This is a genomic window from Rhodococcoides kyotonense, from assembly GCF_900188125.1.
GTDB lineage: Bacteria > Actinomycetota > Actinomycetes > Mycobacteriales > Mycobacteriaceae > Rhodococcoides > Rhodococcoides kyotonense.
This window is the reverse complement of record NZ_FZOW01000002.1, coordinates 112,371-134,293: the sequence shown is the minus strand read 5'-3', so window position 1 is coordinate 134,293 and position 21,923 is coordinate 112,371. Positions and strand designations below refer to the sequence as shown.

Sequence of the window (21,923 nt, the reverse complement as noted above, 5' to 3'; positions counted from 1 at the left end):
GATCAGGTGTGCGACGTCGTCGCGGATACTCGTGTCAGATCAGGTCGATAGCGGCTCCAGCACAGATTCCACGGCGTCCGGTCGACGTCGAACAACGTCATCTCCCGGCTCAGAATCGTTGCGCCCTCGTCGATTCCGAGACGGGACGCCGTCACGGCGTCGCACCGGAACGCCTCCATCGTGCTGTGGTAACCGCCGTACTGTCGGCCGTAGAGGATCTCGAACGCGACTGCGACGTCGGGAATCTCGTCGAGTTCGTCGAGCGCGCGCACCGCGGCGCTGAACCGAGAGAAATCCACACCGACGGGCGAGTAGCTCACGTTCACGTACAGCGGAACGTCACCGAGGGAGGTGACCTGTTCGATCATGACGACGTTCTCGTCCGTGGTGTCGAGTTGCGCGCTGATGTACGGCGTCGACCGGACGATGCCGTGGGTCACCTCCTCGACGGTGAACAACCCTGCGGTGGCAGCGTCCACCTGCGCGTCGGGCAGGAGCTGGCCTGGCCCGACGCGGTACTTGGGATGGACCACGGCGTCTTCGAATCTCGACGGTCGCATGACTACGGCTTCGACACCGCGGTGTAGTCGACGACATTGTCGGTGCGGTGCGCGAAACCGGTGATGCCCTTGCGAAATACCATCAGCGGAGCCACATTCGCGATCTGGATCATGGGTTTTCCTTCCTGCCAGATCATTTCGGCCTCGTGCCAGTGGACCGCAGCCTCGGGCGACAACGCGTCGCCTGCCGCGATTCCGGCGTCGACAGCCGCGTAGTACCGGTCGTCCTGCCAACTCGAGATGTTGCGTCCCGGGTTGGTCTTCGAGTACGACAGCAACAGCGAGTACGGAGGCGATTCGTACGACACGGACATGTCGCGCAGCAGGATGGCCTGAAATGCTTTCTTGCCCTGGCGGTCGGCGAGCGTGGCGGCCGGGAGCACCTCGATCTGCACGTCGAAACCGGCGTCCCTGCCGAACGATTGGATCTGCACCGCGACGTCCTGCAGGTCTGGAACCGCGCTGCTGGCGATGACGGTGAACGATACCGGCGTCGATACTCCTGCGGCAGCGAGCAATTCAAGCGACTTGGCCGGGTCGTAGGTCTGCGTCTGCAGACCGTCGGTGATGCGGTTGGGCAGGTTGGGATCCAACATGCCCACCGACGGGTAAGCGCGCCCCTGGTAGACCTGCTCGATGATCTGATCGAACGGCACGGCGTAGCCGAGTGCCTGACGCACGGCCGGGTTGTCGAATGGTGCCGTCTCGGTCTGCATGTAGAGCCACGTGAAGTTGTTGGTCTGCGTGTCGAACGTCGTGAAATCCGCGTTCGTCGACATCGACTTCACATCGGCGGGCAGGATCTGTACGGCGACGTCGATCGCTCCTGTCTGCAGCAGCGACGCACGGGAACCGGCGTCGGGTACGACGCGCTGGATGATCCGATCGACCGGCGGTTTGCCGAGGGCGAACGCCTCGCTCGCCGAGTAGGTGATCTGCTGGCCGTCCTCGTAGCTGTCCATGACGTACGGTCCGAAGCCGAAGTTGCCGTTGATGTTCGACCATTCGATCGCATACGGGTCGTCCGGAGTCGCCTGCGACTTCAGCAGCACACTGTCGTAGATCTCACCGGAGATCTTGGAGATGACGGCCAGCAACGGGAACCCGTATCCCGGTTCGGCGATCGTCCAGGACACCGTCAGATCGTCGATCTTCTTCAGCTGCGTCGCCGGATCGGTGATAGCGGGCAACGAGATCGACGGAGTGATGGAACTCGAATTCCACTTACGCTCGTACGACCAGATCACGTCGTCCGCGGTCAACGGATTACCCGCGGGGCTGACGACACCGGGTCGTAGATGGAACGTGTAGGTCAGCCCGTCCGCCGACACCTCCCAACTCTCGGCGAGAACACCCTCGTGGGAGTACAGATCCTGCTGCAGCGAATTCGGGTCGTCGGGAGACTGCACGTACGGATTGCGGATCAGCCCCGCTCCGGTGAGCAGCGTGTACTCGAACCCTTCGTAACCGCCCGGCTTCGAGTCGAAGGCGAGCCCGCCCGGCATGGCAGCGATCGCTTCCACGAGCGTTCCTGCGCTCGATCCCGACGACGAGGCGCTGCTCCCCGACCCGCACGCAGTGCCGAAGGCACCGAGCGCGATGGCCAGGAGCGATCCTTTGAGGACCGTGCGCCGATTGGCTTGTAACGCGAGTGGAGCAACTGGTGACATGGATGATCCTCGAGAGTAGAAGTGAAAGACGTTGTCCAAGAGGACGGTCAGCGACGACGTCGCAGCAGTTCGTTGAAACCTGTGGATACGGCGGCGATCGTGATGCCGAGAGCCAGCGCAGGGAACGCAGCCGGCCACCAACGGCCGACGGCGGCGTCGGAGGATCCCCGGGCGAGCATGCTGCCCCATTCCGGGGTCGGCGGAGCGACGCCTGCACCGACGAATCCCAGTGCGGCAGTGACGATGATGGCGACCGCGAAGATGACCGATGCGTTCTCGACCGCTGCGGTCACGGAGTTCGGCAACACGTGCCGGACGGTGAGCTGGAATTCGCTCTGGCCGCCCCCGCGGGCGGCGTCGAGATATGCCTCGGACCGCACTCGGAGCACCTCGGTGCGCACGAGTCGAATCTGTATGGGCGCCAATATGATCGACAACGAGATCATCAGAGTGCTGGTGCCTGCTCCGAAGAACGCGATGATGACGAGACCGGTCAACACGGACGGGATCGCCTCGACGAGGTCGACAAGACGGGCGCTGCCTCGCGACGCCCACCCGAGCGGGCCGCGTCGTGACTCGTTCATGCCGATCGTCAAGCCGACGATCGCGCCGATGAGCGTCGCACAGACGGTGACGACGAGAGCGATGGACAGATTGAGCCTCGACGCCGCGAGCGTGCGGGAGAACACGTCGAGTCCGGACGAATCGGTGCCGAACCAGTGCGTACCGTTCGGCGCTTCGGACGCGGCCCCGGTCACGGCAACCGGATCGTACGGAATGAACAGCGGCGCAGCGAGAGCCACGAGAACGAGCAGGAGCAGCGGGACGACCTTGAACGGATTCAGCGATCGGACGTACCTGCGGATTCGGGCTCCGCGGCCGGGAAAGTAGTCGGAGAATTCGTCGCGTGGTGCGACGGGAACGGTGTCTATGCTCATTCTGCTTTCACTCCCGGTCTACGACGTGGATCGATGGTCATGTTGACGAGGTCGACGAGCAGGAACACCAGCAGCGACAGCGTCGCGACGACCAGCAGGAATCCCTGCACGACGACGACATCACCGCTGTTGACGGCGTCGAGCACGTATTTGCCCATGCCCGACAATCCGAACAGCGTCTCCAGAATCACCGTGCCACCGAGGAGATAGCCGAACAGTGTGCCCGCCATCGTGATTCCCGACGGCATCGCGCGTCGATAGATGCTCTTGACCACCGTCCACCGCTTCGCACCCGAGGCGATACGGAACCGGGTGGCAGGGGCGTCGAGTTCGGTGTCCAACGCAGTCACCAACACTCGGATCAGCAACGCCGAATGCGCCGCGCACATCACGAGAATCGGCAACGCCAGATGCTCGAGCGTCGACGAGAATGCGTCTGGCCGTCCTGCGATCAACGCGTCGATCAACGGGAAGCCGGTGGCGGTGGGTGGCGGGATCTCCTCGATGTTCAGCCGACCCGTCGGTGGCGGCACCAGCTGCAGCGTCGCGTAGAAGATGAAGATACCGGCCACTGCGAGAACGTATTCCGGGACCGCGCCTGCCGCTCGGGCGTAACTGCGGACTGCCTTGGCAAAAATCGAACGCGAATGGAACACCGCGATGTACGACGCGACCGCGCTGACGATCAACGACGCCCCGAGGCCGAGGAACGCGAGCTCCAATGTCGGTGGGAGTCGGGTGGCGATCTCGTCGAGTACCGGCCGTCCGTTGACGAGCGAGCTTCCGAGATCGAAGTTCAGCAGTCCGGACAGGTAATTGCCGAGCTGCGCGAGCATGGTGCCGTTCAGACCCATGCGTTCCTGCATCGCCGCGTACGACTCGGGCGTGAAGTTCTGTCCGAGGATCGCCCGCACCGGGTCGCCCGGCATCGACCGCACGAGGAGGAAGGTCAGGATCACGAACACGAGCAGGTGCACCGGCAACGCGAGGATTCTCGTGATCCACCAGCGATGCCGGGTGAATGCACCCGCCACCCGCGCCTTGACACTTCGATTGCGCGCGGCGGACCACTCGGTGTTCGCGCCCGCGAGTTCGACGACCGGTTCGGTGTCCGGTTCCATGACCGTCATGCGCTCTGTGCCTGTCTGTGCGACGAACCATGGGCTGCGAGAAGCATTTTCGTGTACGGATGTTGCGGATTCTCGAGCACCGCGCGCGTCGGCCCGAGTTCGACGACCTTGCCGTGGAACATCACAGCGATCTCGTCGGTGATGAACGCGGTGGCAGGCAACCCGTGCGAGACGAAGACGAGGCCTGCACCGTTGTCCATGCAGTACGACTTCAGCAGGTTGAGAATCGACCCCTGTACCGAGACGTCGAGCGCGGAGGCGACCTCGTCGCAGATGAGCAGTTTGGGTCGGACCACGAGGGCGCGGGCAATGGCGAAGCGCTGCCGCTGACCGCCCGACACCTGGCTCGGATACCGCGTCGCCAGTTCGACGGGCAGAGACAGATCGCGGAACGTCTGCAATGCGAGATCGAGCGCTTCCTGCTTCGACGCACCGAACAACGTGACGATGGGCCGCGTGACCGATTCGACGAGGGTGTGCCGAGGATCGAACGACGACGTGGTGTCCTGCGAGATGAACTGAACCGAGCGTCGGAACAGGGCACGGCCGGCGCGCGTCGACAGCACCGTCGACAGCGACTGACCACCGAAGTCGATGGATCCGGCAGTCGGAGTGTCGAGGCCTGCGAGCATCCGCGCGAGAGTCGATTTCCCCGAACCGGATTCGCCGACGATGCCGAGCCGTGTCGTCTCGTCGATGGCCAGATCCACGGAGTCGACGGCGCGATGGCGAGCGAGCATCGGACCGAACTCCCGCACCACGCCCTGTGCGGTCAGATCGACGTGGCTGGCGGCCTTCTCGTCTCCGATGAGGTTGTCGGCCCGGCTGACCGATTTCAACCCGATCATGCGACGACGCGCTCTGCGCTGGCCATCGCGTCCTCGAGCGTCGGCAGGAACTTCTCGTAGGCGGTGTCCATCGTCGGCACGCACCGCAGCAGCCCGATCGTGTACGGATGCTTCGCCTCCGCGCCGATCGTCGACGACGCCTGCTCCTCGACGATGTGGCCGTGGCGCATGACGCAGATCCGGTCGGTGTAGTCGAGGCACAGCGGTAGGTCGTGACTCACGACCAGCAACGAGGTCCCCATCGACTCGGTCAGCTCGACGAGCAGTTCCATCGTGGCGCGAGCCAGCGACGCGTCGAGAGCGCTGGTGGGCTCGTCGGCGATGAGCAGTTTCGGGCTCGCGGCCAGCGCAAGCGCCATCATGACGCGTTGCCGCATGCCGCCGGAGAGTTCGTACGGCTTCGACGACATCACGCGTGCGGTGTCCTTCAGACCGACGCGCCGCAGCCAGTCGCCTGCCGTGGTGCGCGCGTCGCGCCGCGACATCGTCTCCGCCGCGCGCAGGACTGCGCACAGCTGGCTGCCGATACTGTAGACAGGGTCCAGTGACGTCATCGCGTCCTGCACCACCATGGCCATTCCGGGGATGCGCGACGGCAACCGCGACCGCCCCGACATCGGGATCGGGTTGCCGTCGAACTCTGCTCGTGTCGCGCTCACGACGATGCCGGGATTCATGAGGAAGCCTGCCGCCGCCATCGCCAATGTCGTTTTTCCCGAACCCGATTCGCCGACGAGGGCGACCCGCTCGCCACGTCCGACCCGGAGATCGACGTCGGAGATGGCCGCAGGCCCTTCCGGCCCGCCGTAGCGCACGGTCATCGACTCGACCGTGAGGAGATCGGCTGCTTCGTTCGTTGCATGCACTGTCATACCGCCTATGCCTGTCTCGAATGTGATCGGGAGAACCTGCTTCCCCGATGCCGTGAGAGTGAACCGGCGGCGACGGTGACGCCGGTGAAAGGGCAGAAGAACCTGCGAAAGAGGTTGCTGGAGCTAGTCTTGCGAGCACGCGTTTCGATAAACGTGTGGTGCGTTAAATCCTGATTGCGCCGCAGCGGAGTGGCTGCGAATCAGAACTCGAGCAGATTCTCGCGGAACGTCTCGTGCGCGTAGCCGGATCGAATGAGGCCGCGTTTGCGCAGGACCGGGGCCAGACCGTCGGCGATTTCGGTGACGTTCTTTCTGGTCACGGGTGTGGCGATGAGGAACCCGTCGCCGCCTGCGTGGTCCATGACTTCCTCCATCTGGTCGGCGATGCGGTCGGGTGTGCCGACCAGGTCCACCGATTCGATGGTGCGGTGATTCGCGGCGATCTCGCGCAGGGTCTTCCCGGACTTGGCGAAATCCGCCATCGTGCTCTGGTGGCCGTTGTTGCCGCTCAGATCGGGCATCGGCGCGTCGAGATCGAACTTCGAGAAATCCATGCTGGTGAAGTAGGACATGGCCGCCAGGTTGCCGTTGACGTTCGCAGCCTGGGCCGCTCGTGCCATCGCCTGCTTCTCCAGCGCTTCCTCGTTGGTCTCTCCGATGATCGGCGACACCAGATAGAGAACCTTCACGTCGCTCGGCTTGCGTCCGTGCTCGATCATCCGTACCGACACGTCGTCGCGATATGCCTTCATCGCGTCGGCGCCCACGACGGCGGAGACGATGGTGTCGGCGTGCGCGGCACCGAGATTCTTGCCTGCCGACGACCCACCGGCCTGGCAGACCACGGGACGATGCTGCGGCCCCGGCGGAAGATTCAGTGGTCCACGGGTCCGATAGAACTCACCCTCGAAATCGGCCGGGTGAATCTTGGTGTGATCGGCGAACATCCCGCTCTTCTCGTCGAGCTGCAGCGCGCCCTTCTCCCAGGTGTCCCACAGCGCTGTCACCGCGCGCATCCACTCGTCGGCCATCTCGTAGCGCTTGTCGTGTTCGACGTGCTTCTCGAGTCCGTAGTTCATCGCCGCCTTGTGCGGACTCGCGGTGACGATGTTGACGCCGATGCGGCCCTTCGTCAGGTGGTCGAGCGTCTGATAGAGCCGTGCCGCGAGGAACGGCGGGTAGAACGTCGTCGCGACCGTCGCGATCACTCCGATATGTTCGGTCGCCTGCGCGACGAGCGGCATCAGCGGCAGCGGATCGAAACGAATGGCTTGCCCTGCGCTGACGGAACTTTCGAAGGATTCCTGGAAGATGTCGGGCAGCACCGAGCTGTCCTCGAACATCATGTAGTCGAATCCGGCGCGCTCGAGCGCTTTCGCGGACTCGACGAACAGATCCGGGCGTCCGACGTCGGCGGCGACATTGCCCGACCACGGCTGATTCCAGCCGTAGACGCCGAATCCCGTGGTGAGGAACCAACCGAGATGGAACATGACGATTCTCCTTGTGCTAGTAGGCGAGCAGGTTTTCGCGGAACGTGGGGTGGGTGTATTCGCTGCGGATGAGATCCCGACGTCGTAGCTCGGGAGCGAGGCCGTCGGCGACGGCACTGATGTTGCGTCGCGTCACCGGTGACGCGACGAGGAAACCGTCACCGCCTGCGTAGTCCATGGCCTCGGCCATCTGGTCGGCGACCGAGGACGGGGTGCCGACGAGCGGGATCGAGTCCTTGACGCTGCGGCTCAGTGCCACTTCGCGCAAAGTCTTTCCCTCGCCTGCCTTCTGGAAGTCCGCAGCAGTGCTTTGGTGACCGTTGGTGCGCGAGACGATGTCGGGGAACGGGGCATCGAGATCGAACCCTGAGAAATCGATGCCACTCCAATACGACAGTCCGGCAAGGACTCCGTCCACGTTCGCGGCGACGGCTGCCTGCTTCCGGTCGCGCCTGTCCTTCGCTTGCGCATCGGTGTCGCCGAGAATCGGATCCACGAGGTAGAGCACCTTGATCTCCCGCGGATCTCGCCCGTGAGCCACCATCCGCGCCGAGATGTCGTCACGGAATTCCTTCATCGCCTCGACGCCGACGACGGCCGAGACGATCGTGTCGGCGTGTTTGACTGCCACATCGCGACCGGCAGGTGAGCCGCCGGCCTGGCAGACGACGGGACGGCGCTGCGGCCCGGGAATCGTGTTGAGCGGTCCCCGTGACCGATGGAATCTGCCCTCGAAATGAATCGGGTGCACCTTCGTGTGATCGGCGAACACCGCACGTTGCTCGTCGATTCCGAGTGCGTCCGGATCCCAGGACTCCCACAACTGCGACACGACCTGCATCCACTCGTCGGCCATGTCGTACCGCAGATCGTGTTCGACGTGCGAGTCGAGGCCGTAATTCTGCGCCGCCGCATGGGGACTCGCGGTCACGAGGTTGACGCCGACCCTGCCGCCCGTCAGGTGATCGAGTGACGTCATCAGCCTCGCCGCCAGGAACGGCGGATAGAACGTCGTCGCCATCGTCGCGATCACACCGATGTGGCGAGTGTGCCTGGCCACCAACGAGATCAGCGGAAGTGGATCGTAGCGAACCGTCGCACTGCGCACCGAATCCTCGAAGGATCCGCCGTAGACATCGGGCAGCACCGAGGAGTCCTCGAACATCATGTAGTCGAAGCCAGCTCGCTCCAGGGAACCGGTGGCGTCGAGAAACAGATCCGGGCGTCCGACGTCGGCGCGCACGTTACCCGAGAACTGCCCGTTCCATCCGTACACACCGAATCCGGTGCTGAGAAACCATCCCCTGTGAAACATGTGGGTACCTTTGCTCGTTCGTCGAAAGTACTAGTAGGACAGCAGGTTCTCGCGAAGAGACGAGTACTCGTAGCCATCGCGGATCAGCCCGCGCCTGCGTAGTTCCGGCGCCAATCCGTCGGCGATCATCTGCACGGTCCGCGGAATGACCGGAGCTTGGACGAGGAACCCGTCGCCGCCGACCTCGTCGATGACGGCCTCCATCTGGTCGGCGACCGTCGGGATCGACCCGGTGAACGTCACGGCCCCGGTCGATCTCTTGGACAGGAGCTCTCGCAACGTCTTTCCCTCGGAGCCGCGCAGATGATGGTCCGTCGTGCCTCGGGCCGCATTGGTCTCGACTTTCGGCACCGGAGCATCGAGGTCGTACGTGCTGAAGTCCAGACCGCTCGAGAACGACAGCATCGCGAGGTTCGCTTCGATGTTCGCGTCGGAGGCCGCCATCGCCTTCTCCTCCTTGGCTTGGGCGGCCTCGTCGGTGTCCGCGATCGTGAACGACGCCAGGAACAGCACCTTCACCGAGTCCGGATCACGGCCTGCCGCAACGGCTCCCGCACGAACTTTCTCCCGGTAGCTCTTCATCTGCGCGACGTCGCCTGCCTGAGCGATGACCGTGTCCGCGACCGCGGACCCGAACGCGACACCGGCGGGTGATCCACCTGCCTGGCAGATGACCGGCTTGTGCTGCGGACTCGGTGGCAGGTTCAAAGGTCCACGCGTGCTGTAGAAGTCACCCTCGAAGTTCGCGTAGTGCACGCCGGACGCGCGGGCGAACTCTCCGGTGTGTTCGTCGAGGGTGAGTGCGTCGGGATCCCAACTCTCCCACAGCGCCGTGACGGCCTGCACCCATTCGGTCGCCATCTCGTAGCGCTTGTCGTGCTCGAAGTGGCGATCGAGACCGAAGTTCTGTGCAGTCCGATCATTGTGCGCTGTCACCAGATTGATGCCGAACCGTCCGTTGCTGAGCGTGTCGAGCGTCGACGCGAGTCGTGCCGCGAGGAACGGCGGATAGAACGACGTCGTCATCGTCGCGATCAGACCGATACGCTCGGTCTCCATCGCGATCGGCGCGATGAGTGTCAGCGGATCGTGCTTGGGAGAAATGAACGCGTTCGACAACGAGTACTCCGTCGACCCGCGGAACGCGTCGGGCACGAACGAGCCGTCCTCGAACATCATGTAGTCGAATCCGGCGCGCTCCAACGCTTTTGCGGTGTCGATGTACAGCTCCACGTCGACCCAGCTGGTCGATCCGTTGCCGTTCCATTGGTCCCGCCAGTTCTGCACTGCGTAGCTCAGAAACCATCCCATGTGAAACACTGCTCAACCCCTTTCGTGGCTGGTGTCGATATCACCGTGGGCCGTTTGCGGAATCACATCGATCGTGTGACGGGAATATTGCGCCGTACGCGCCAATGTGAAGAATGACAGCAACGCGGCGAGAGCAAGAGACGGAAGAATCACTGCCATCGCGACGGAGATCCCCGATCCCAGCAGCCCGAGCAGCGGTGCCGTGACGGCCCCGACGGCGAATTGAGCGACACCGACGAGCGCCGACGCCGATCCCGCATGCGCCGGGTCGACCGTCATCGCCAGCGTCGTCAGATTGGGCATCAGAAGCCCGTGGAAGAACACCAGCGCAGCGAACGACAGGCCGATGACCAGCACAGGGAAGTTCAGCAGTAGTGCCGCGGCGCACCAGATCGCGACGGTGGACTGGGCCGCCAGTCCCACGCGAGTGATCGACGACGACGCGAAGCGCCCGATCAGGGCCGAACTGACCTGCGTTCCCAGCATCAGCACGAACGCGTTACCCGCGAACACCAGTGAGAACGCCGTCGCCGACAAGCCGTATCCGTCCTGGAAGACGAACGACGCACCGGCCAGATAGGTCAGACCGACGCCCGACACACACGCGAGCGTCAGGGCACAGGCCCGAAACCAGGCATCCGACAGGACGGAACGGTAGCCCGCAAGATAGGACGTGCCCGGGGTCTCGGCGGCCGCTCTGGCCATCGACACACCGCCGGTCTCGGGCAGGAACACGACCGCGACGGCCAGGCATCCGACGCCGAGGCCCGTGATGAGCCAGAAGATCGCTCGCCACGTCGACCAGTCCACGATCACCGCACCCACGACGGGTCCGACGAGCGGAGCCACCGTCGTGACGGCAGCCATGTGAGAGTAGAAGCGCGCCAGCGCCTTTCCCTCGAACAGATCGCGGCCGACGGCACGTGCGGCCACCAGTGCAACGGCGGCGGTGAGCCCCTGCCCGACGCGCGCCACCATCAGCGACTCGACACCCGGCGCTATCGCACAGGCCGCAGAACACAGGCAGTAGGCGACGACCGCGATCAGCACCGGATTGCGCCTGCCGAACGAATCGATGACGGGGCCCGCCACCAACTGTCCGACGATCAACCCGACGAGGAGCGCGGTGAGCGTCAATTGGATCGACGCGTCGGGAACCGCGTAATCGGCGGCCATCTCCGGAAAGGCAGGCGTATAGGCGTCGAGCGAGAACGGGCCGAGCCACGACAAAGCGCCGAGCACGACGACGGCTCGTGCGGACGACATCCGCGGAGAGATGATCACGATGCCACTCCGACCACGCCGCCGGGGAACCGAGTTCGGTTGCCGGGGTCGAACAACGGCACCGCGACCGCACCAGAGCGTCGGATACGTCGGTACGCGTCGAGGATTTCGTAGATGTTCTCGGACATGCCAACCGGGTGGTCGTCGGTGAAGTTTCGTTCATGGAAGTAGACGTCGGAAATAGCCAGCGGCGCAGTGTCCGTCGCGACCTCGATGCACATCGACGCGCGGTGATGCCCGCCCGTCCACCATGCACGAATGCCGGGTGCGATCTCGTCGTCGTCGACGAGTCGGAGCTGGGCTCGCCCTGCCCCGGTCAGCCAGGCCAGCAGGCTCGGCGGGATCGTACTGTCGGGTCGGTCGTGCGGATGGTCGGGCGAGGTGTGGAAGCTGACCCATCCTTCTCGTGCGATCCAGAACGTCGCATCCGAGAACCGCAGCGCGGCTCCCGTGGAATACAGACCGAGCGGCGCGAGAATCACGTCGGTCACGCCTTCGGGGCCGACCCCGAGAGTTGCGAGAGCGTCGACGAGGTTCTCGTCGTGGGCGATCGTCGTTCCCATGGAACGCGAGTACGCGTCGTTGACGGGTGCCAGGTCGTCGGGAAACCCGGTGTTGATCAGAATCGTTCGGCCGTGGCCGCGTATCAGTACGGAATGGAAGGTCAAATCGTGGCGCACGAGGTGGTCCGAACCCCAGAACACCATGGAACCCGGAAAGCTGCCGGTTCCGGTGGGGATCAGGCGGACCTCGTAGTCGCCGACAAGCGCCGAAGTCATCGACTGCTCCTCGAACTCGAAGTGGACAGCGCCGAAGAGGGCGCTGCACCCGAATTCTCTTGCCGTACTGTGCCGTCCAGGGCGCAATCGTGTAACCGACTGATTGCGCCGGATGCGTCAGCGGGAGGCGAACATCCTGATCCTCTGATCCCGGCTGCGTTCGAGGTGACGACGCATGTCCGCGCGAGCACGTTCCTCGTCGCGCTCGCGCAGGGCGGTGAGAATCGACTGGTGCTCGGAGTTCAGCACTTCGGGCTCACCGTAGTTCGACGGTGGGCCACTGTCGTAGATTCGCAGCTGCATCGTCAGCCGCACGAGGAGCGCCGAGATCGTCGCGTTGTGTGCTGCGTCCCACAGCACTTCATGGAAGCGGAAGTTGGCTGCGCGCACCTCGTCGGGATCTGCTCCCGAGCAGCATTGATCGTGTACCTGTTCGAGCCGGGCAAGGTCGAGGTCGGTTCGGCGAGTGGCAGCCGACGCCGCAGCCTCCGATTCGAGCGCGATGCGCGCTGCGTAGATCTCGACGACGTCCTCTGGCGTGCCCGACCTGACGCGGAACCCACGCGGCGCACGCTCGAGCAGACCATCGTGGACGAGTAGGTTGAGCGCCTCTCGGATCGGTGTGCGAGAGACGCCGTACGACGCGGCGAGCGTCGTCTCCAGAAGGACCGCAGGCTGGGCGAACTTCCCGGCGAGGATGTCCGATCGCAAACGCACGTACTGACGCGAGGTCTGATCCGACCCGTCCATACCCGCCTCCTCTCGCTCCTCGGAATCCTATTCGCGGATGCAAGCGTATACACTCGTCGACGCTACTGCTCGAAAGGACTGACAATGCCCCCGATCATCGACCCACGCGACCTCGTGGCCAGGCTGGACGACCCGTCGGTCGTCGTGATCGACGCATCCGTGACGTTGGAATCCCCTCGATTCGACGGCGACTACCGTGTCGCATCGGGAGAATCCGGGTGGCGTGAGCAGCACATTCCCGGTTCGTTCCACGTCGACTTGTTGACGAGTTTCTCGGACACGTCCGCAGCGATCCACCACACTCACCCCAGCGCCGAGATGCTCGCCGCCGACCTCGCGCGGCTGGGAATCACGCCGGCGTCGTCCATCGTCCTGTACGACCAGGGGTCGACGATGTGGGCCGCGCGCCTGTGGTGGGTTCTGCGCAACGCCGGAATCGACGCGCAGGTGCTCGACGGCGGACTACCTCTGTGGGTCTCGCTCGGATTGCCCGTCGCCTCGGGGGGTGCCGACGCTCGACCGCCGATCTCTGCGCCGGTGCTACCGGACCTCGGGCTCTGGGCGGACAAGGACGACGTCGCCGCCATCTCACGCGGTGTTGCCCCGGGAACCCTGATCTGCGCGTTGTCCGCCGAGCACTTCGCCGGGTCGATCCCGACGCGATACTCCCGACGCGGGCACATCCCCGGCAGCCTCAACCTGTCGGCCCGGTCGTTCCTGGATTCCGACGGTCGCGTCATCCCCGCCGATTCACGTGAAACCGTCTCTCCCACAGTGATCTACTGCGGCGGCGGCATCTCCGCCTGTCTGACGGCGTTGGCCCTCACCGTCGCCGGCCACGCCGACATCCAGATCTACGACGGCTCACTCGAAGAATGGAGCGCCGAAATGTCGCTTCCACTCGTCACCTCCCCTACCACCGAGGATCACTGACATGACTCACCCCACTGCCGATTCCGTTGCCGACACCCTTGCCGCACTGCGTGATACGACGCCTCTGGTGCAGTCGCTCACGAACATCGTGTCGGCGAACTTCGTCACCAACGTCCTGCTCGCGGCAGGCGCCAGTAACGCACACATCGACAATGCCCACGAGGCAGCAGGTTTCGCTGCCATCGCAGGAGGCGTGCTGATCAACCTCGGCACCCCCGACGACGGCACCGCCGAAGCATTCACCCTCGCCGCCGACGGCGCGGTCGCTGCAGGCACTCCGTGGGTTCTCGACCCCGTCGGTGTCGGCGGCCTACCGTGGCGCACCGGCCTCGCCGCCGACCTGCTGAAGAAGAGCCCGACCGCCATCCGCGGCAACGGATCCGAGATCATCGCGCTTGCAGGCCTGGGCAATTCGACGCGCGGTGTCGACAGCGCGTCGGACTCCGGGGACGCCGTACCCGCGGCCGTCTCGTTGCTCGACCAGGCCGAGGCCGTATCCGCCTCGGGGCCGGTCGATTACATCGTCGGACGTAGCACCGACGGCCCGATCGGCGTCACCGTCTCCGGTGGCAGCCCCCTCCTGACGAAGGTCACCGCGACCGGCTGCTCGCTGGGTGGCCTGGTCGCTGCCTATCTCGCGGTGGCGTCGACGCCTCTGCTGGGACTGACTGCAGCACACGCCCACGTCGCGGTGGCTTCGGAACTGGCAGAACACAACTCGTCGGGGCCTGGATCGTTTGCCGTCGCGTATCTCGACGCCCTCGCATCCGTCACACCGGACGACCTCCGGACGCAGGCACGAATCGAACGACTGGACGTATGAGCATCAAGACCTTCTGGTACCTGACCCCCGCCGACGGCGACTTCCCGTGGAGTCCCGACGGGCTGCACCCCGTCGACATCGGTCGGTACATCCGGCTCGCGAAGACCATCGACGACGGCGGATTCGAGGGCGCACTCGTTGCGACGTGGCCGAACGATCCCTTCGTCTCGGCCTCGTTCGCGGCGTCACACACCACTCGGATGAAGTTCCTCGTCGCGATCTACGCACAGATGATCCCTGCGCGTCTGCTGGCCGACAAGGCGTTGACGTTCGACGCGTTCAGCGGCGGCCGTTTGCTGATCAACTCCGTCAACGGGCGCGAGAACATTCTGACGAAGTACTCGATGGACGTGCCCCACGACGAGCGCTACGAGCAGGGTGAGGCGTACTGGGCCGACTTCCGCAAGTTCTACGCCGAGGGCTCGCACTCGAACTTCCCGAACACCCCGCTGTCGCTGAATGCCGTTCAGGATCAGGGTGTTCCGCTGTGGGGCGCAGGCGACTCGGAGGCCGGACTGAGGAACTCGGGCCGCGTGTTGAACTCCTACCTGACGATGCTGCGCGAGACCAGCTTCATCGAGAGCAAGTTCGGCGAAGCGCGCACTGCAGGCGCTGTCGAAGGGCGGGCGTTCGAGGACTTCGGCGCCCTGTCCGGGGTGATCGTGCGCGCATCGCATGACGAGGCGATCGAACGGTTCAGGTCGCTGTTCGAAGTCGCGGGAATCGACCAGATCACCGACGTACTCGACAAGGCAGTGCGTCGTCGCACAGGCGGGAAACAAGACCTGTCGACGTTCACCGCCCGAGACGCCCAGCGTCAGGGATGGGTCGAGACGATCCTCGCCGGCAAGCTCCCCGAGCCCGACGACCTGTACCTCGGCGACGGCATCCACGCCGGGATCACCGCATGGTCGCCGCTCGACATCTTCGCCACCGGAAGCTCGGCCGTCTACTACGTCGGAACACCGGACGAGATCACGTCCTCGGTAGCTGAGTTGAAGGCTCGTACGGGACTGACGTCGCTCATCCTCGCCGGGTGGCCGTTGATCGACGAGGCCGAACACGTTGCCGAACACCTGATCCCGAGGTTCGACGCTCTGGACTGAGTTATCCACAGCTGTGGATGACTTTCGGTCGAGTTCTCGGTTTCGTGCAATGGTGTGGCGCCATGGGGGTGTACACGCGCACACAGCTTGTGGAGTCCGGGATCTCGCCGGCGGGCATTGCGCGCAGAGTGCGCAGCGGCGCACTGGTTCGGTTGCTGCCGAGCGTGTACTCCGACCCCGAGCCGACGTATCTCGACCTGTGCGTGGCAGTAACTCTGTGGCGCGGGGATGCCGTGCTCAGCCACGACAGTGCGGCATGGTTGTGGAATCTGCTGGACGGTGAACCGTCGACCGTTCACGCAACGGTCCCCCGCTCCGTGCGGTGCGACAGCGTCGACTGGTTGGTACTCCATCGCCGCTCGGTACCGACCTTCGAACGCCAGGGACTCCCGGTCGTCTCGGCAGTCCAATGCTTCGTGGACGTGGCCGCATCACTCGAAGGTGCCAGCCTGGAGCAGTTCTTCGACCACAACATGAGTACACGCGTGTCCTGGCGTGCTGTGGCCGATCACCTCGACACTGCCAAGGGTATGAAGGGCATGGTCGAACTGCGCAGACAACTCGAGGTGTGTTGCCCCGGCACCCTGTCGGAACCCGAGCGCATGGTCGCGAGGGCCTTACGAGCGCGAGGCATCCGGATGGAGATCAATGCGCCCATCGGTCCGTACTTCGGAGACCTTGTCGATGAGCTGGCCAGGGTGGACGTCGAGATCGACGGGCGTGAAGTTCACAGCACGCCGAGAACGTTCGACAACGACCGAGTACGTCAGAACTGGATGGTCATACGGCGTTGGTTGGTGCTCAGGTATTCCGCGGCCACGGTCTACCGAGATGTCGACAAGGTCGCAGACGAGATCGCGGCGATCGTGCGGCGCCGTAGGAAGAGCAGGGGTAACTGAAGCTCCATTATCTTGCCGAATTTCCCTTTTTCGGGAAATTTCGCAAGATAATGGAGCAACAGTGTCGGGTGTCAGAGAGAGATACGCCCTTCGAGCGCGGCCAGACCGATATCCGTGCGGAAGTGGCTGCCCGGCAACGTGATCGACTCGATCTTCGCGTACGCGTCTGCACGTGCCGCGGCCAGATCCTCGCCGGATCCGACGACACTGAGCACACGACCACCGGCCGAGACGACGGCGCCGTCCTCGACCGCGGTCCCTGCGTGCAGCACTCCTGCGGCGTCGGCACCGGTGATGGTGTCGCCCGTACGCGGACGACCGGGGTAGTTCTCGGCGGCAAGCACGACGGTCACCGCAGCGCCGTCCTTCCACTGCAACGGTGCGAGCGATCCGAGGGTGCCGGTTGCCGTTGCGTTCAACGCCTCGCCGAGAGGCGACTCGAGTAGTTCGAGCACTGCCTGCGTCTCGGGATCACCGAAGCGGCAGTTGAATTCGACGACGGCAGGCCCCTGCGAACCGATCGCGAGGCCTGCATAGAGCAGACCGGAGAACGGGCAACCCCTTTTGACCATCTCGGCTGCAACGGGTTCGACGACGTCGGTGACGATCTGCTGGACCACGTCGGCCGGCAGCCAGGGCAACGGCGTGTACGCGCCCATGCCACCGGTGTTCGGGCCGGTGTCGCCGTCGCCGACGCGCTTATGGTCCTGCGCGGGCAGCAACGGTACGACGGTCTCACCGTCGACAAGGCAGAACAGCGACACTTCGGGGCCGTCGAGGAACGATTCGAGCAGCACCGGGTGGCCGGTCTCGAGCAGTTCGGCGGCGTGATCGCGTGCCACGAGCCGGTCGGTGGTCACGACGACACCCTTACCCGCGGCGAGACCGTCGTCCTTGACCACCCAGTTGGGGCCGAACCGGTCGAGGGCCGCATCGAGGTTCGCCGGTGAATCGACGATCTCGCTGTGGGCGGTTCGAACGCCTGCGGCGGCCATGACGTCCTTCGCGAACGCCTTGGATCCTTCGATACGAGCGGCCGCGGCGGACGGGCCGAACGTGGCGAACCCTACCTCACGCAGCGCGTCCGCAACACCGAGGACGAGGGGGACCTCGGGTCCGATGACCACGAGGTCCGCCTCGACCTTACGAGCGAGATCGGTGACTGCCGCACCCGATGCGACGTCGACGGAATGCTGCTCGGCGAGCTTCCCCGTGCCTGCATTACCCGGAGCCACCAGCAGCTTGCTGACGTTCGGGTCCTTGCTCAAGGCGAGGAGGAGGGCGTGCTCACGAGCACCGGAACCTATGACGAGTACGCGCACAGTGCATCAGGGTATCGGCTCGACCCTCTGCGACGAAAACTCATCGGCTGAGGTCGTACAGCGTGACTCCGTCGACCGTCGTCGCGGTGTAGTTCGCCTCGACCCACTCGGAGATCTCCGCCGACGTACCGGAGCTGCTTCCACCCATTCCTCCACCTGCGATGAAGTAGTGGATCTGCCCGTCGGACACGTACTGCTGGAACTCCTCGAGCGTCGGCGACGGGTCGGTCCCGTTGAAGCCGCCGATGGCCATGACGGGGTCTTCCGTCGCGAGCTGGTAGCCCGACGCGCTGTTGGATCCGATGGCCGCGGCGACCCAGGTGTAGGAGTCGGCATCGTCCTCGAGCAGCGACGTGATCGCCTCGGTGGGCGTGCTGCCACTCAACAGTCCGCCGGCGCCGCCGCCCATGCGACCGTCCGAAGCGGCACCGTCGGACGCAGCGCCTGGCATGCCTGCAGGAGCCTGACCTGCGCCCGCCTGGCCCATCTGAGCACCACCGGGCATCGGAGACCCGGCGGGCATCTGTGCGCCGCCCGGCATCTGACCCATCTGGCCGCCGCCATCACGCGCGCCCATACCTCGTCCGCCGCCAGGACCACCCATACCCATTCCGGTGGACGGACCCGCAGTGACGATCGACCCGGTGTGTGGGGTCGTGACGGTGTCGACAGCGTAGGCCGTCGGACCGGCAAGACCGGCGAACATGATCGCGAGAATCGATGCGACAGCGAGCTTTCCACGCGTCATCGCAGGAATCAGCACCGCTACCGCTGCGACCGATCCGACGACCAGCACCGCCCAGCGAAGCCACGGAACGAAGTCCGCGCTGCGTCCCAACAGCACCCAGGCCATGGCCACCGCGGCGACCACTGCGACCGCCATACCGATACGCACCCACAACTGCTCACGACGACGCCATGCCAGCACGCTGCCCGCGCCGATCAGCGCCGCGATCGCCGGCGACAACGCAACCGTGTAGTACGAGTGGAAGATGCCGGCCATGAAGCTGAACGTCAGACCGGTGACCAGCAGCCACAGACCCCACACGGTCAACGCCGCGCGCTGCGGATCGGTACGCCGGACACGTCCACGCAAGGCGAGGCCCAGCACGAACAGGATCAACGCCGACGGAATGAGCCATGCGATCTGGCCGCCCTGGGACGCGTCGAACATGCGGGTGATGCCGGTTTCACCCCACATGCCACCACCCGTACCGCCACCCATGCCACCGCCGCCGGGCGTGACACTGCCGGTTTCTTCACCGTTGAGGCGACCGAGGCCGTTGTAGCCGAGCGTGAGTTCGAGGATGGAATTGTTCTGGGATCCGCCGATCCACGGGCGAGACGACGCCGGCCACAGTTCCACGGCCAGAAGCCACCATCCGGCGGATACGATCGCGGCAGCCAGTGCGGCGAAGAGTTGCCCGATCCGCTTCACCACCGTGGGTCGTCCAGCAATCAGGTACATCAGCGCAATCGGCGGAATGACGAGCATGACCTGCAACTGCTTGGTCAGGAACCCGAAGCCGACGAACACTCCGGTGAGCACGAGCCAGCGAGTACGCCCGTCCTCGACGGCACGCATCGACGCCCACACGGCGGCAATCATCAGCAGCACGAGCAGCGCGTCGGGATTGTTGAAGCGGAACATCAGTGCCGCAACGGGAGTCACAGCGAGAGCAAGCCCAGCGAGAAGCCCTGCTGCAGCGCCGAACTGACGTCTGATCGTCGCCCACAGCAGCGCAACCGAGCCGACGCCCAGCAGTGCCTGCGGGATCAACATCGCCCACGAGCTGAGCCCGAAGATACGTACCGACAGCGACATCAGCCACAGCGACATCGGAGGCTTGTCGACGGTGATCGAGTTCGCGGCATCCGACGAGCCGAAGAAGAACGCCTTCCACGACACCGAACCTGCTTGTACTGCAGCGGAATAGAACGAGTTGGCCCACCCCGACGCGCCGAGGCCCCAGATGTACGCGACGGCTGTGCCGATCAGGAGTGCTCCGAGTCCGATCCACTCCCAACGTCTTCCGGTCTGCCGAGCGGGAGCATCGGCGGTACGTTCCATCAACATCGTCACTTCTGCACATCCTCTTTGTTACGGAACACCCAACGCAGGGCGACGAATCGGCACACCGTCGCAACGAGATTCGCGACGACGAGCACTGCCAGCTCCACGTGCCGTGACACGTCGGGGGCCCAGGCGTGCAGAAGGGCGAGCGATCCACTCGTGACCAACAGGGCGAATCCGAACACCAGCAGACCTTGCAACTGATGCTTGCCCGCGTCCTCGGAGCCGCGGACACCGAAGGTGAACGCACGGTTCGCGGCTGTGTTGAGTACCGCGGTGATGAGCAGGCCCATGAAGTTCGCAGCCTGCGCACCGATCAACGGGTGCAGGATCAGGTAGAGCAACGCGTACGCGATGGTGCTCGCGACGCCGATGATGGCGAACCGCACCAGCTGGCCGACCATTCCATGCGGTACTCCGGCCACGAGCGGCTCCCGTCCGAGACTCCTACGTAGGTCGGCGACCGGCAGCGCTCCACTGGCGAGCGCACGTCCGACGCGCCAGCAGCCCTGCAGGTCCTTCACCGCGGTGTCGACGATGTTGACGCTCGAGTTCGGGTCGTCGACCCAGTCGACCGGCACCTCGTGGATCCGCAGGCCTGCCTTCTCGGCGATGACGAGAAGTTCGGTGTCGAAGAACCACCCGGTGTCTTGAACCAGCGGAAGGAGCTCCCGCGCGACGTCGGTGCGCATCGCCTTGAAGCCGCACTGGGCGTCGGAGAAACGGGCACGAAGCGACGTACGCAAAATCAGGTTGTAACTGCGGGAGATGAACTCGCGCTTGGCACCACGCACGACGCGCGACGACCGAGCGAGCCTGGATCCGATCGCCAGATCCGAGTGTCCCGACATCAGAGGCGCGATCAACGGCATCAACGCGTTCAAATCGGTAGACAGGTCCACGTCCATGTACGCCACGACATCGGCTTCCGACGCCATCCACACTGCCTTCAGTGCTCGACCACGGCCCTTCTCCTCGAGGTGGTGCACGTGCACACCATCGATCTCGGCGGCCAGCCGATGCGCGACGTCGAGAGTGCCGTCGGTGCTGGCATTGTCGGCGATGGTGATCCGGGACCGAAACGGGATGGCCTCGTCCAGATGTGCGTGCAGCCGGCGGATGCATTGTTCCAGGTCGGCTTCCTCGTTGTAGACGGGAATGACCACTTCGAGCGTGGCGGCCTGAACCGAGTTGGGCTCGCGGCCGGCAGCTCGGAGTAGCGAGTTCGATGTCATGGGATCAAGACTCGACCCGTCCCCTGCGACCACCCTGGATCCGAGCTGGCAGTTTGCTGTATGCGGCAAGCCACCCGTGCGCGCATGGTGACAGCGGGCGCCAACTATGCGCGCACAGGCGGTGCAGCCGCATACTGTGTCAGTCATGGCATCCGTGTTCAGCAAGATCATCAGCGGCGAGATCCCCGGACGATTCGTGTGGGAGGACGACGACGTCGTGGCGTTCCTGACCATCGCACCGGTGACGCAGGGCCACACCCTGATCGTCCCCCGCGAGGAGATCGACCAGTGGCAGGACATCGACGGCGCGGTCTTCGGCACGTTGACGGCCGTCGCGCAGAAGGTCGGTCAGGCGGTGCGCGCAGGATTCGACGCGCCCCGCGCCGGATTCCTGATCGCCGGACTCGAAGTTCCACACCTGCACCTGCACGTGTTCCCGGCCTATGACATGGGCAACTTCGACATCTCGAAGGCCGATCCCAACCCGTCCGCCGAATCACTCGACGAGGCCGCGTCGAAGATCAAGGCAGCTCTCACCTACTTGGGCTACGGGGCGAACGTCCCTACCTGATCGGCTACCG

20 protein-coding genes are annotated in these 21,923 nt (G+C 64.7%); 5 read left to right on the top strand and 15 right to left on the bottom strand.

All coding sequences use genetic code 11. The features are described 5' to 3' along the window. Positions 1–2 precede the first annotated feature (2 nt). From CHB96_RS03480 to CHB96_RS03425, 12 genes are all read right to left on the bottom strand, one after another. The gene (locus CHB96_RS03480; RefSeq protein WP_089243207.1) at positions 3–560 is read right to left on the bottom strand and encodes a UTRA domain-containing protein; all 558 of its coding nucleotides are present in this window, start codon (positions 558–560) and stop codon (positions 3–5) included. A 2-nt stretch (positions 561–562) separates the two neighbouring features. Continuing rightward, positions 563–2,230 carry an ABC transporter substrate-binding protein gene (locus CHB96_RS03475; RefSeq protein ID WP_089243206.1) on the bottom strand — a complete coding sequence of 556 codons (1,668 nt, stop codon included), beginning with the start codon at positions 2,228–2,230 and terminating at the stop codon, positions 563–565. Between the two features lie 47 nt (positions 2,231–2,277). Beyond that, on the bottom strand, positions 2,278–3,168 hold the full coding sequence (locus tag CHB96_RS03470) for an ABC transporter permease (RefSeq protein WP_089243205.1): 891 nt from the start codon (positions 3,166–3,168) through the stop codon (positions 2,278–2,280). Beyond that, entirely contained in the window at positions 3,165–4,298 is a 1,134-nt protein-coding gene (locus CHB96_RS03465; protein WP_217899917.1) for an ABC transporter permease, read from the bottom strand. Before CHB96_RS03465 ends, CHB96_RS03470 begins: the two co-directional genes overlap by 4 nt. Further along, on the bottom strand, positions 4,295–5,146 hold the full coding sequence (locus CHB96_RS03460) for an ABC transporter ATP-binding protein (protein ID WP_089243204.1): 852 nt from the start codon (positions 5,144–5,146) through the stop codon (positions 4,295–4,297). The genes CHB96_RS03465 and CHB96_RS03460 overlap by 4 nt, the downstream gene beginning before the upstream one ends. Further along, positions 5,143–6,018 carry an ABC transporter ATP-binding protein gene (locus tag CHB96_RS03455; protein ID WP_089243203.1) on the bottom strand — a complete coding sequence of 292 codons (876 nt, stop codon included), beginning with the start codon at positions 6,016–6,018 and terminating at the stop codon, positions 5,143–5,145. The genes CHB96_RS03460 and CHB96_RS03455 overlap by 4 nt, the downstream gene beginning before the upstream one ends. 200 nt (positions 6,019–6,218) lie before the next feature. Further along, on the bottom strand, positions 6,219–7,511 hold the full coding sequence (locus tag CHB96_RS03450) for an NtaA/DmoA family FMN-dependent monooxygenase (RefSeq protein WP_089243202.1): 1,293 nt from the start codon (positions 7,509–7,511) through the stop codon (positions 6,219–6,221). A gap of 16 nt (positions 7,512–7,527) precedes the next feature. Beyond that, complete coding sequence (locus tag CHB96_RS03445; RefSeq protein ID WP_089243201.1) at positions 7,528–8,826, bottom strand: NtaA/DmoA family FMN-dependent monooxygenase; 1,299 nt, start codon at positions 8,824–8,826, stop codon at positions 7,528–7,530. Between the two features lie 30 nt (positions 8,827–8,856). Continuing rightward, positions 8,857–10,137, bottom strand: a complete 1,281-nt coding sequence (locus CHB96_RS03440; RefSeq protein ID WP_245865207.1) for an NtaA/DmoA family FMN-dependent monooxygenase — start codon at positions 10,135–10,137, stop codon at positions 8,857–8,859. A 12-nt stretch (positions 10,138–10,149) separates the two neighbouring features. Next, complete coding sequence (locus CHB96_RS03435) at positions 10,150–11,421, bottom strand: multidrug effflux MFS transporter (RefSeq protein ID WP_089243199.1); 1,272 nt, start codon at positions 11,419–11,421, stop codon at positions 10,150–10,152. Continuing rightward, complete coding sequence (locus CHB96_RS03430) at positions 11,418–12,200, bottom strand: MBL fold metallo-hydrolase (RefSeq protein ID WP_089243198.1); 783 nt, start codon at positions 12,198–12,200, stop codon at positions 11,418–11,420. Before CHB96_RS03430 ends, CHB96_RS03435 begins: the two co-directional genes overlap by 4 nt. Positions 12,201–12,317: 117 nt before the next feature. Continuing rightward, positions 12,318–12,950, bottom strand: a complete 633-nt coding sequence (locus CHB96_RS03425; RefSeq protein WP_089243197.1) for a GntR family transcriptional regulator — start codon at positions 12,948–12,950, stop codon at positions 12,318–12,320. An 84-nt stretch (positions 12,951–13,034) separates the two neighbouring features. On the opposite strand from CHB96_RS03425, the gene CHB96_RS03420 reads away from it, so the two are divergent. The 4 genes from CHB96_RS03420 to CHB96_RS03405 all read left to right on the top strand — a co-directional run bounded on the left by CHB96_RS03420 (position 13,035) and on the right by CHB96_RS03405 (position 16,711). Then, the gene (locus CHB96_RS03420; RefSeq protein ID WP_089243196.1) at positions 13,035–13,883 is read left to right on the top strand and encodes a sulfurtransferase; all 849 of its coding nucleotides are present in this window, start codon (positions 13,035–13,037) and stop codon (positions 13,881–13,883) included. A gap of 1 nt (position 13,884) precedes the next feature. Continuing rightward, positions 13,885–14,706, top strand: coding sequence for a hydroxyethylthiazole kinase (gene thiM / locus CHB96_RS03415; RefSeq protein ID WP_089243195.1), 822 nt, complete (start codon positions 13,885–13,887; stop codon positions 14,704–14,706). Beyond that, positions 14,703–15,812 (top strand): LLM class flavin-dependent oxidoreductase, encoded by a 1,110-nt coding sequence (locus CHB96_RS03410; RefSeq protein WP_089243194.1) that lies wholly within the window; start codon positions 14,703–14,705, stop codon positions 15,810–15,812. The genes thiM and CHB96_RS03410 overlap by 4 nt, the downstream gene beginning before the upstream one ends. 62 nt (positions 15,813–15,874) lie before the next feature. Continuing rightward, positions 15,875–16,711 (top strand): type IV toxin-antitoxin system AbiEi family antitoxin domain-containing protein, encoded by an 837-nt coding sequence (locus tag CHB96_RS03405; protein ID WP_089243836.1) that lies wholly within the window; start codon positions 15,875–15,877, stop codon positions 16,709–16,711. A gap of 71 nt (positions 16,712–16,782) precedes the next feature. On the opposite strand, the gene purD is transcribed toward CHB96_RS03405, so the two are convergent. From purD to CHB96_RS03390, 3 genes are read right to left on the bottom strand one after another with little or no spacing between them, the layout of a single operon-like run. After that, a complete protein-coding gene (purD, locus tag CHB96_RS03400; protein WP_089243193.1) occupies positions 16,783–18,033 on the bottom strand; it encodes a phosphoribosylamine--glycine ligase in 1,251 nt (416 codons plus the stop codon). A 40-nt stretch (positions 18,034–18,073) separates the two neighbouring features. Beyond that, positions 18,074–20,110, bottom strand: coding sequence for a glycosyltransferase family 39 protein (locus CHB96_RS03395; RefSeq protein ID WP_176444150.1), 2,037 nt, complete (start codon positions 20,108–20,110; stop codon positions 18,074–18,076). 2 nt (positions 20,111–20,112) lie between these two features. Then, positions 20,113–21,342, bottom strand: coding sequence for a bifunctional glycosyltransferase family 2/GtrA family protein (locus CHB96_RS03390; RefSeq protein WP_089243191.1), 1,230 nt, complete (start codon positions 21,340–21,342; stop codon positions 20,113–20,115). Positions 21,343–21,487: 145 nt separating this feature from the next. On the opposite strand from CHB96_RS03390, the gene CHB96_RS03385 reads away from it, so the two are divergent. Beyond that, a complete protein-coding gene (locus CHB96_RS03385; protein WP_089243190.1) occupies positions 21,488–21,913 on the top strand; it encodes an HIT family protein in 426 nt (141 codons plus the stop codon). Positions 21,914–21,923: the final 10 nt, after the last annotated feature.

Coding starts and splice junctions, on each gene's coding strand:
- CHB96_RS03480 (WP_089243207.1), bottom strand. CDS start 560: ATGCGACCGTCGAGATTCGAAGACGCCGTGGTCCATCCCAAGTACCGC.
- CHB96_RS03475 (WP_089243206.1), bottom strand. CDS start 2,230: ATGTCACCAGTTGCTCCACTCGCGTTACAAGCCAATCGGCGCACGGTC.
- CHB96_RS03470 (WP_089243205.1), bottom strand. CDS start 3,168: ATGAGCATAGACACCGTTCCCGTCGCACCACGCGACGAATTCTCCGAC.
- CHB96_RS03465 (WP_217899917.1), bottom strand. CDS start 4,298: ATGACGGTCATGGAACCGGACACCGAACCGGTCGTCGAACTCGCGGGC.
- CHB96_RS03460 (WP_089243204.1), bottom strand. CDS start 5,146: ATGATCGGGTTGAAATCGGTCAGCCGGGCCGACAACCTCATCGGAGAC.
- CHB96_RS03455 (WP_089243203.1), bottom strand. CDS start 6,018: ATGACAGTGCATGCAACGAACGAAGCAGCCGATCTCCTCACGGTCGAG.
- CHB96_RS03450 (WP_089243202.1), bottom strand. CDS start 7,511: ATGTTCCATCTCGGTTGGTTCCTCACCACGGGATTCGGCGTCTACGGC.
- CHB96_RS03445 (WP_089243201.1), bottom strand. CDS start 8,826: ATGTTTCACAGGGGATGGTTTCTCAGCACCGGATTCGGTGTGTACGGA.
- CHB96_RS03440 (WP_245865207.1), bottom strand. CDS start 10,137: ATGGGATGGTTTCTGAGCTACGCAGTGCAGAACTGGCGGGACCAATGG.
- CHB96_RS03430 (WP_089243198.1), bottom strand. CDS start 12,200: ATGACTTCGGCGCTTGTCGGCGACTACGAGGTCCGCCTGATCCCCACC.
- CHB96_RS03425 (WP_089243197.1), bottom strand. CDS start 12,950: ATGGACGGGTCGGATCAGACCTCGCGTCAGTACGTGCGTTTGCGATCG.
- CHB96_RS03420 (WP_089243196.1), top strand. CDS start 13,035: ATGCCCCCGATCATCGACCCACGCGACCTCGTGGCCAGGCTGGACGAC.
- thiM (WP_089243195.1), top strand. CDS start 13,885: ATGACTCACCCCACTGCCGATTCCGTTGCCGACACCCTTGCCGCACTG.
- CHB96_RS03410 (WP_089243194.1), top strand. CDS start 14,703: ATGAGCATCAAGACCTTCTGGTACCTGACCCCCGCCGACGGCGACTTC.
- CHB96_RS03405 (WP_089243836.1), top strand. CDS start 15,875: ATGGGGGTGTACACGCGCACACAGCTTGTGGAGTCCGGGATCTCGCCG.
- CHB96_RS03395 (WP_176444150.1), bottom strand. CDS start 20,110: ATGTTGATGGAACGTACCGCCGATGCTCCCGCTCGGCAGACCGGAAGA.
- CHB96_RS03390 (WP_089243191.1), bottom strand. CDS start 21,342: ATGACATCGAACTCGCTACTCCGAGCTGCCGGCCGCGAGCCCAACTCG.
- CHB96_RS03385 (WP_089243190.1), top strand. CDS start 21,488: ATGGCATCCGTGTTCAGCAAGATCATCAGCGGCGAGATCCCCGGACGA.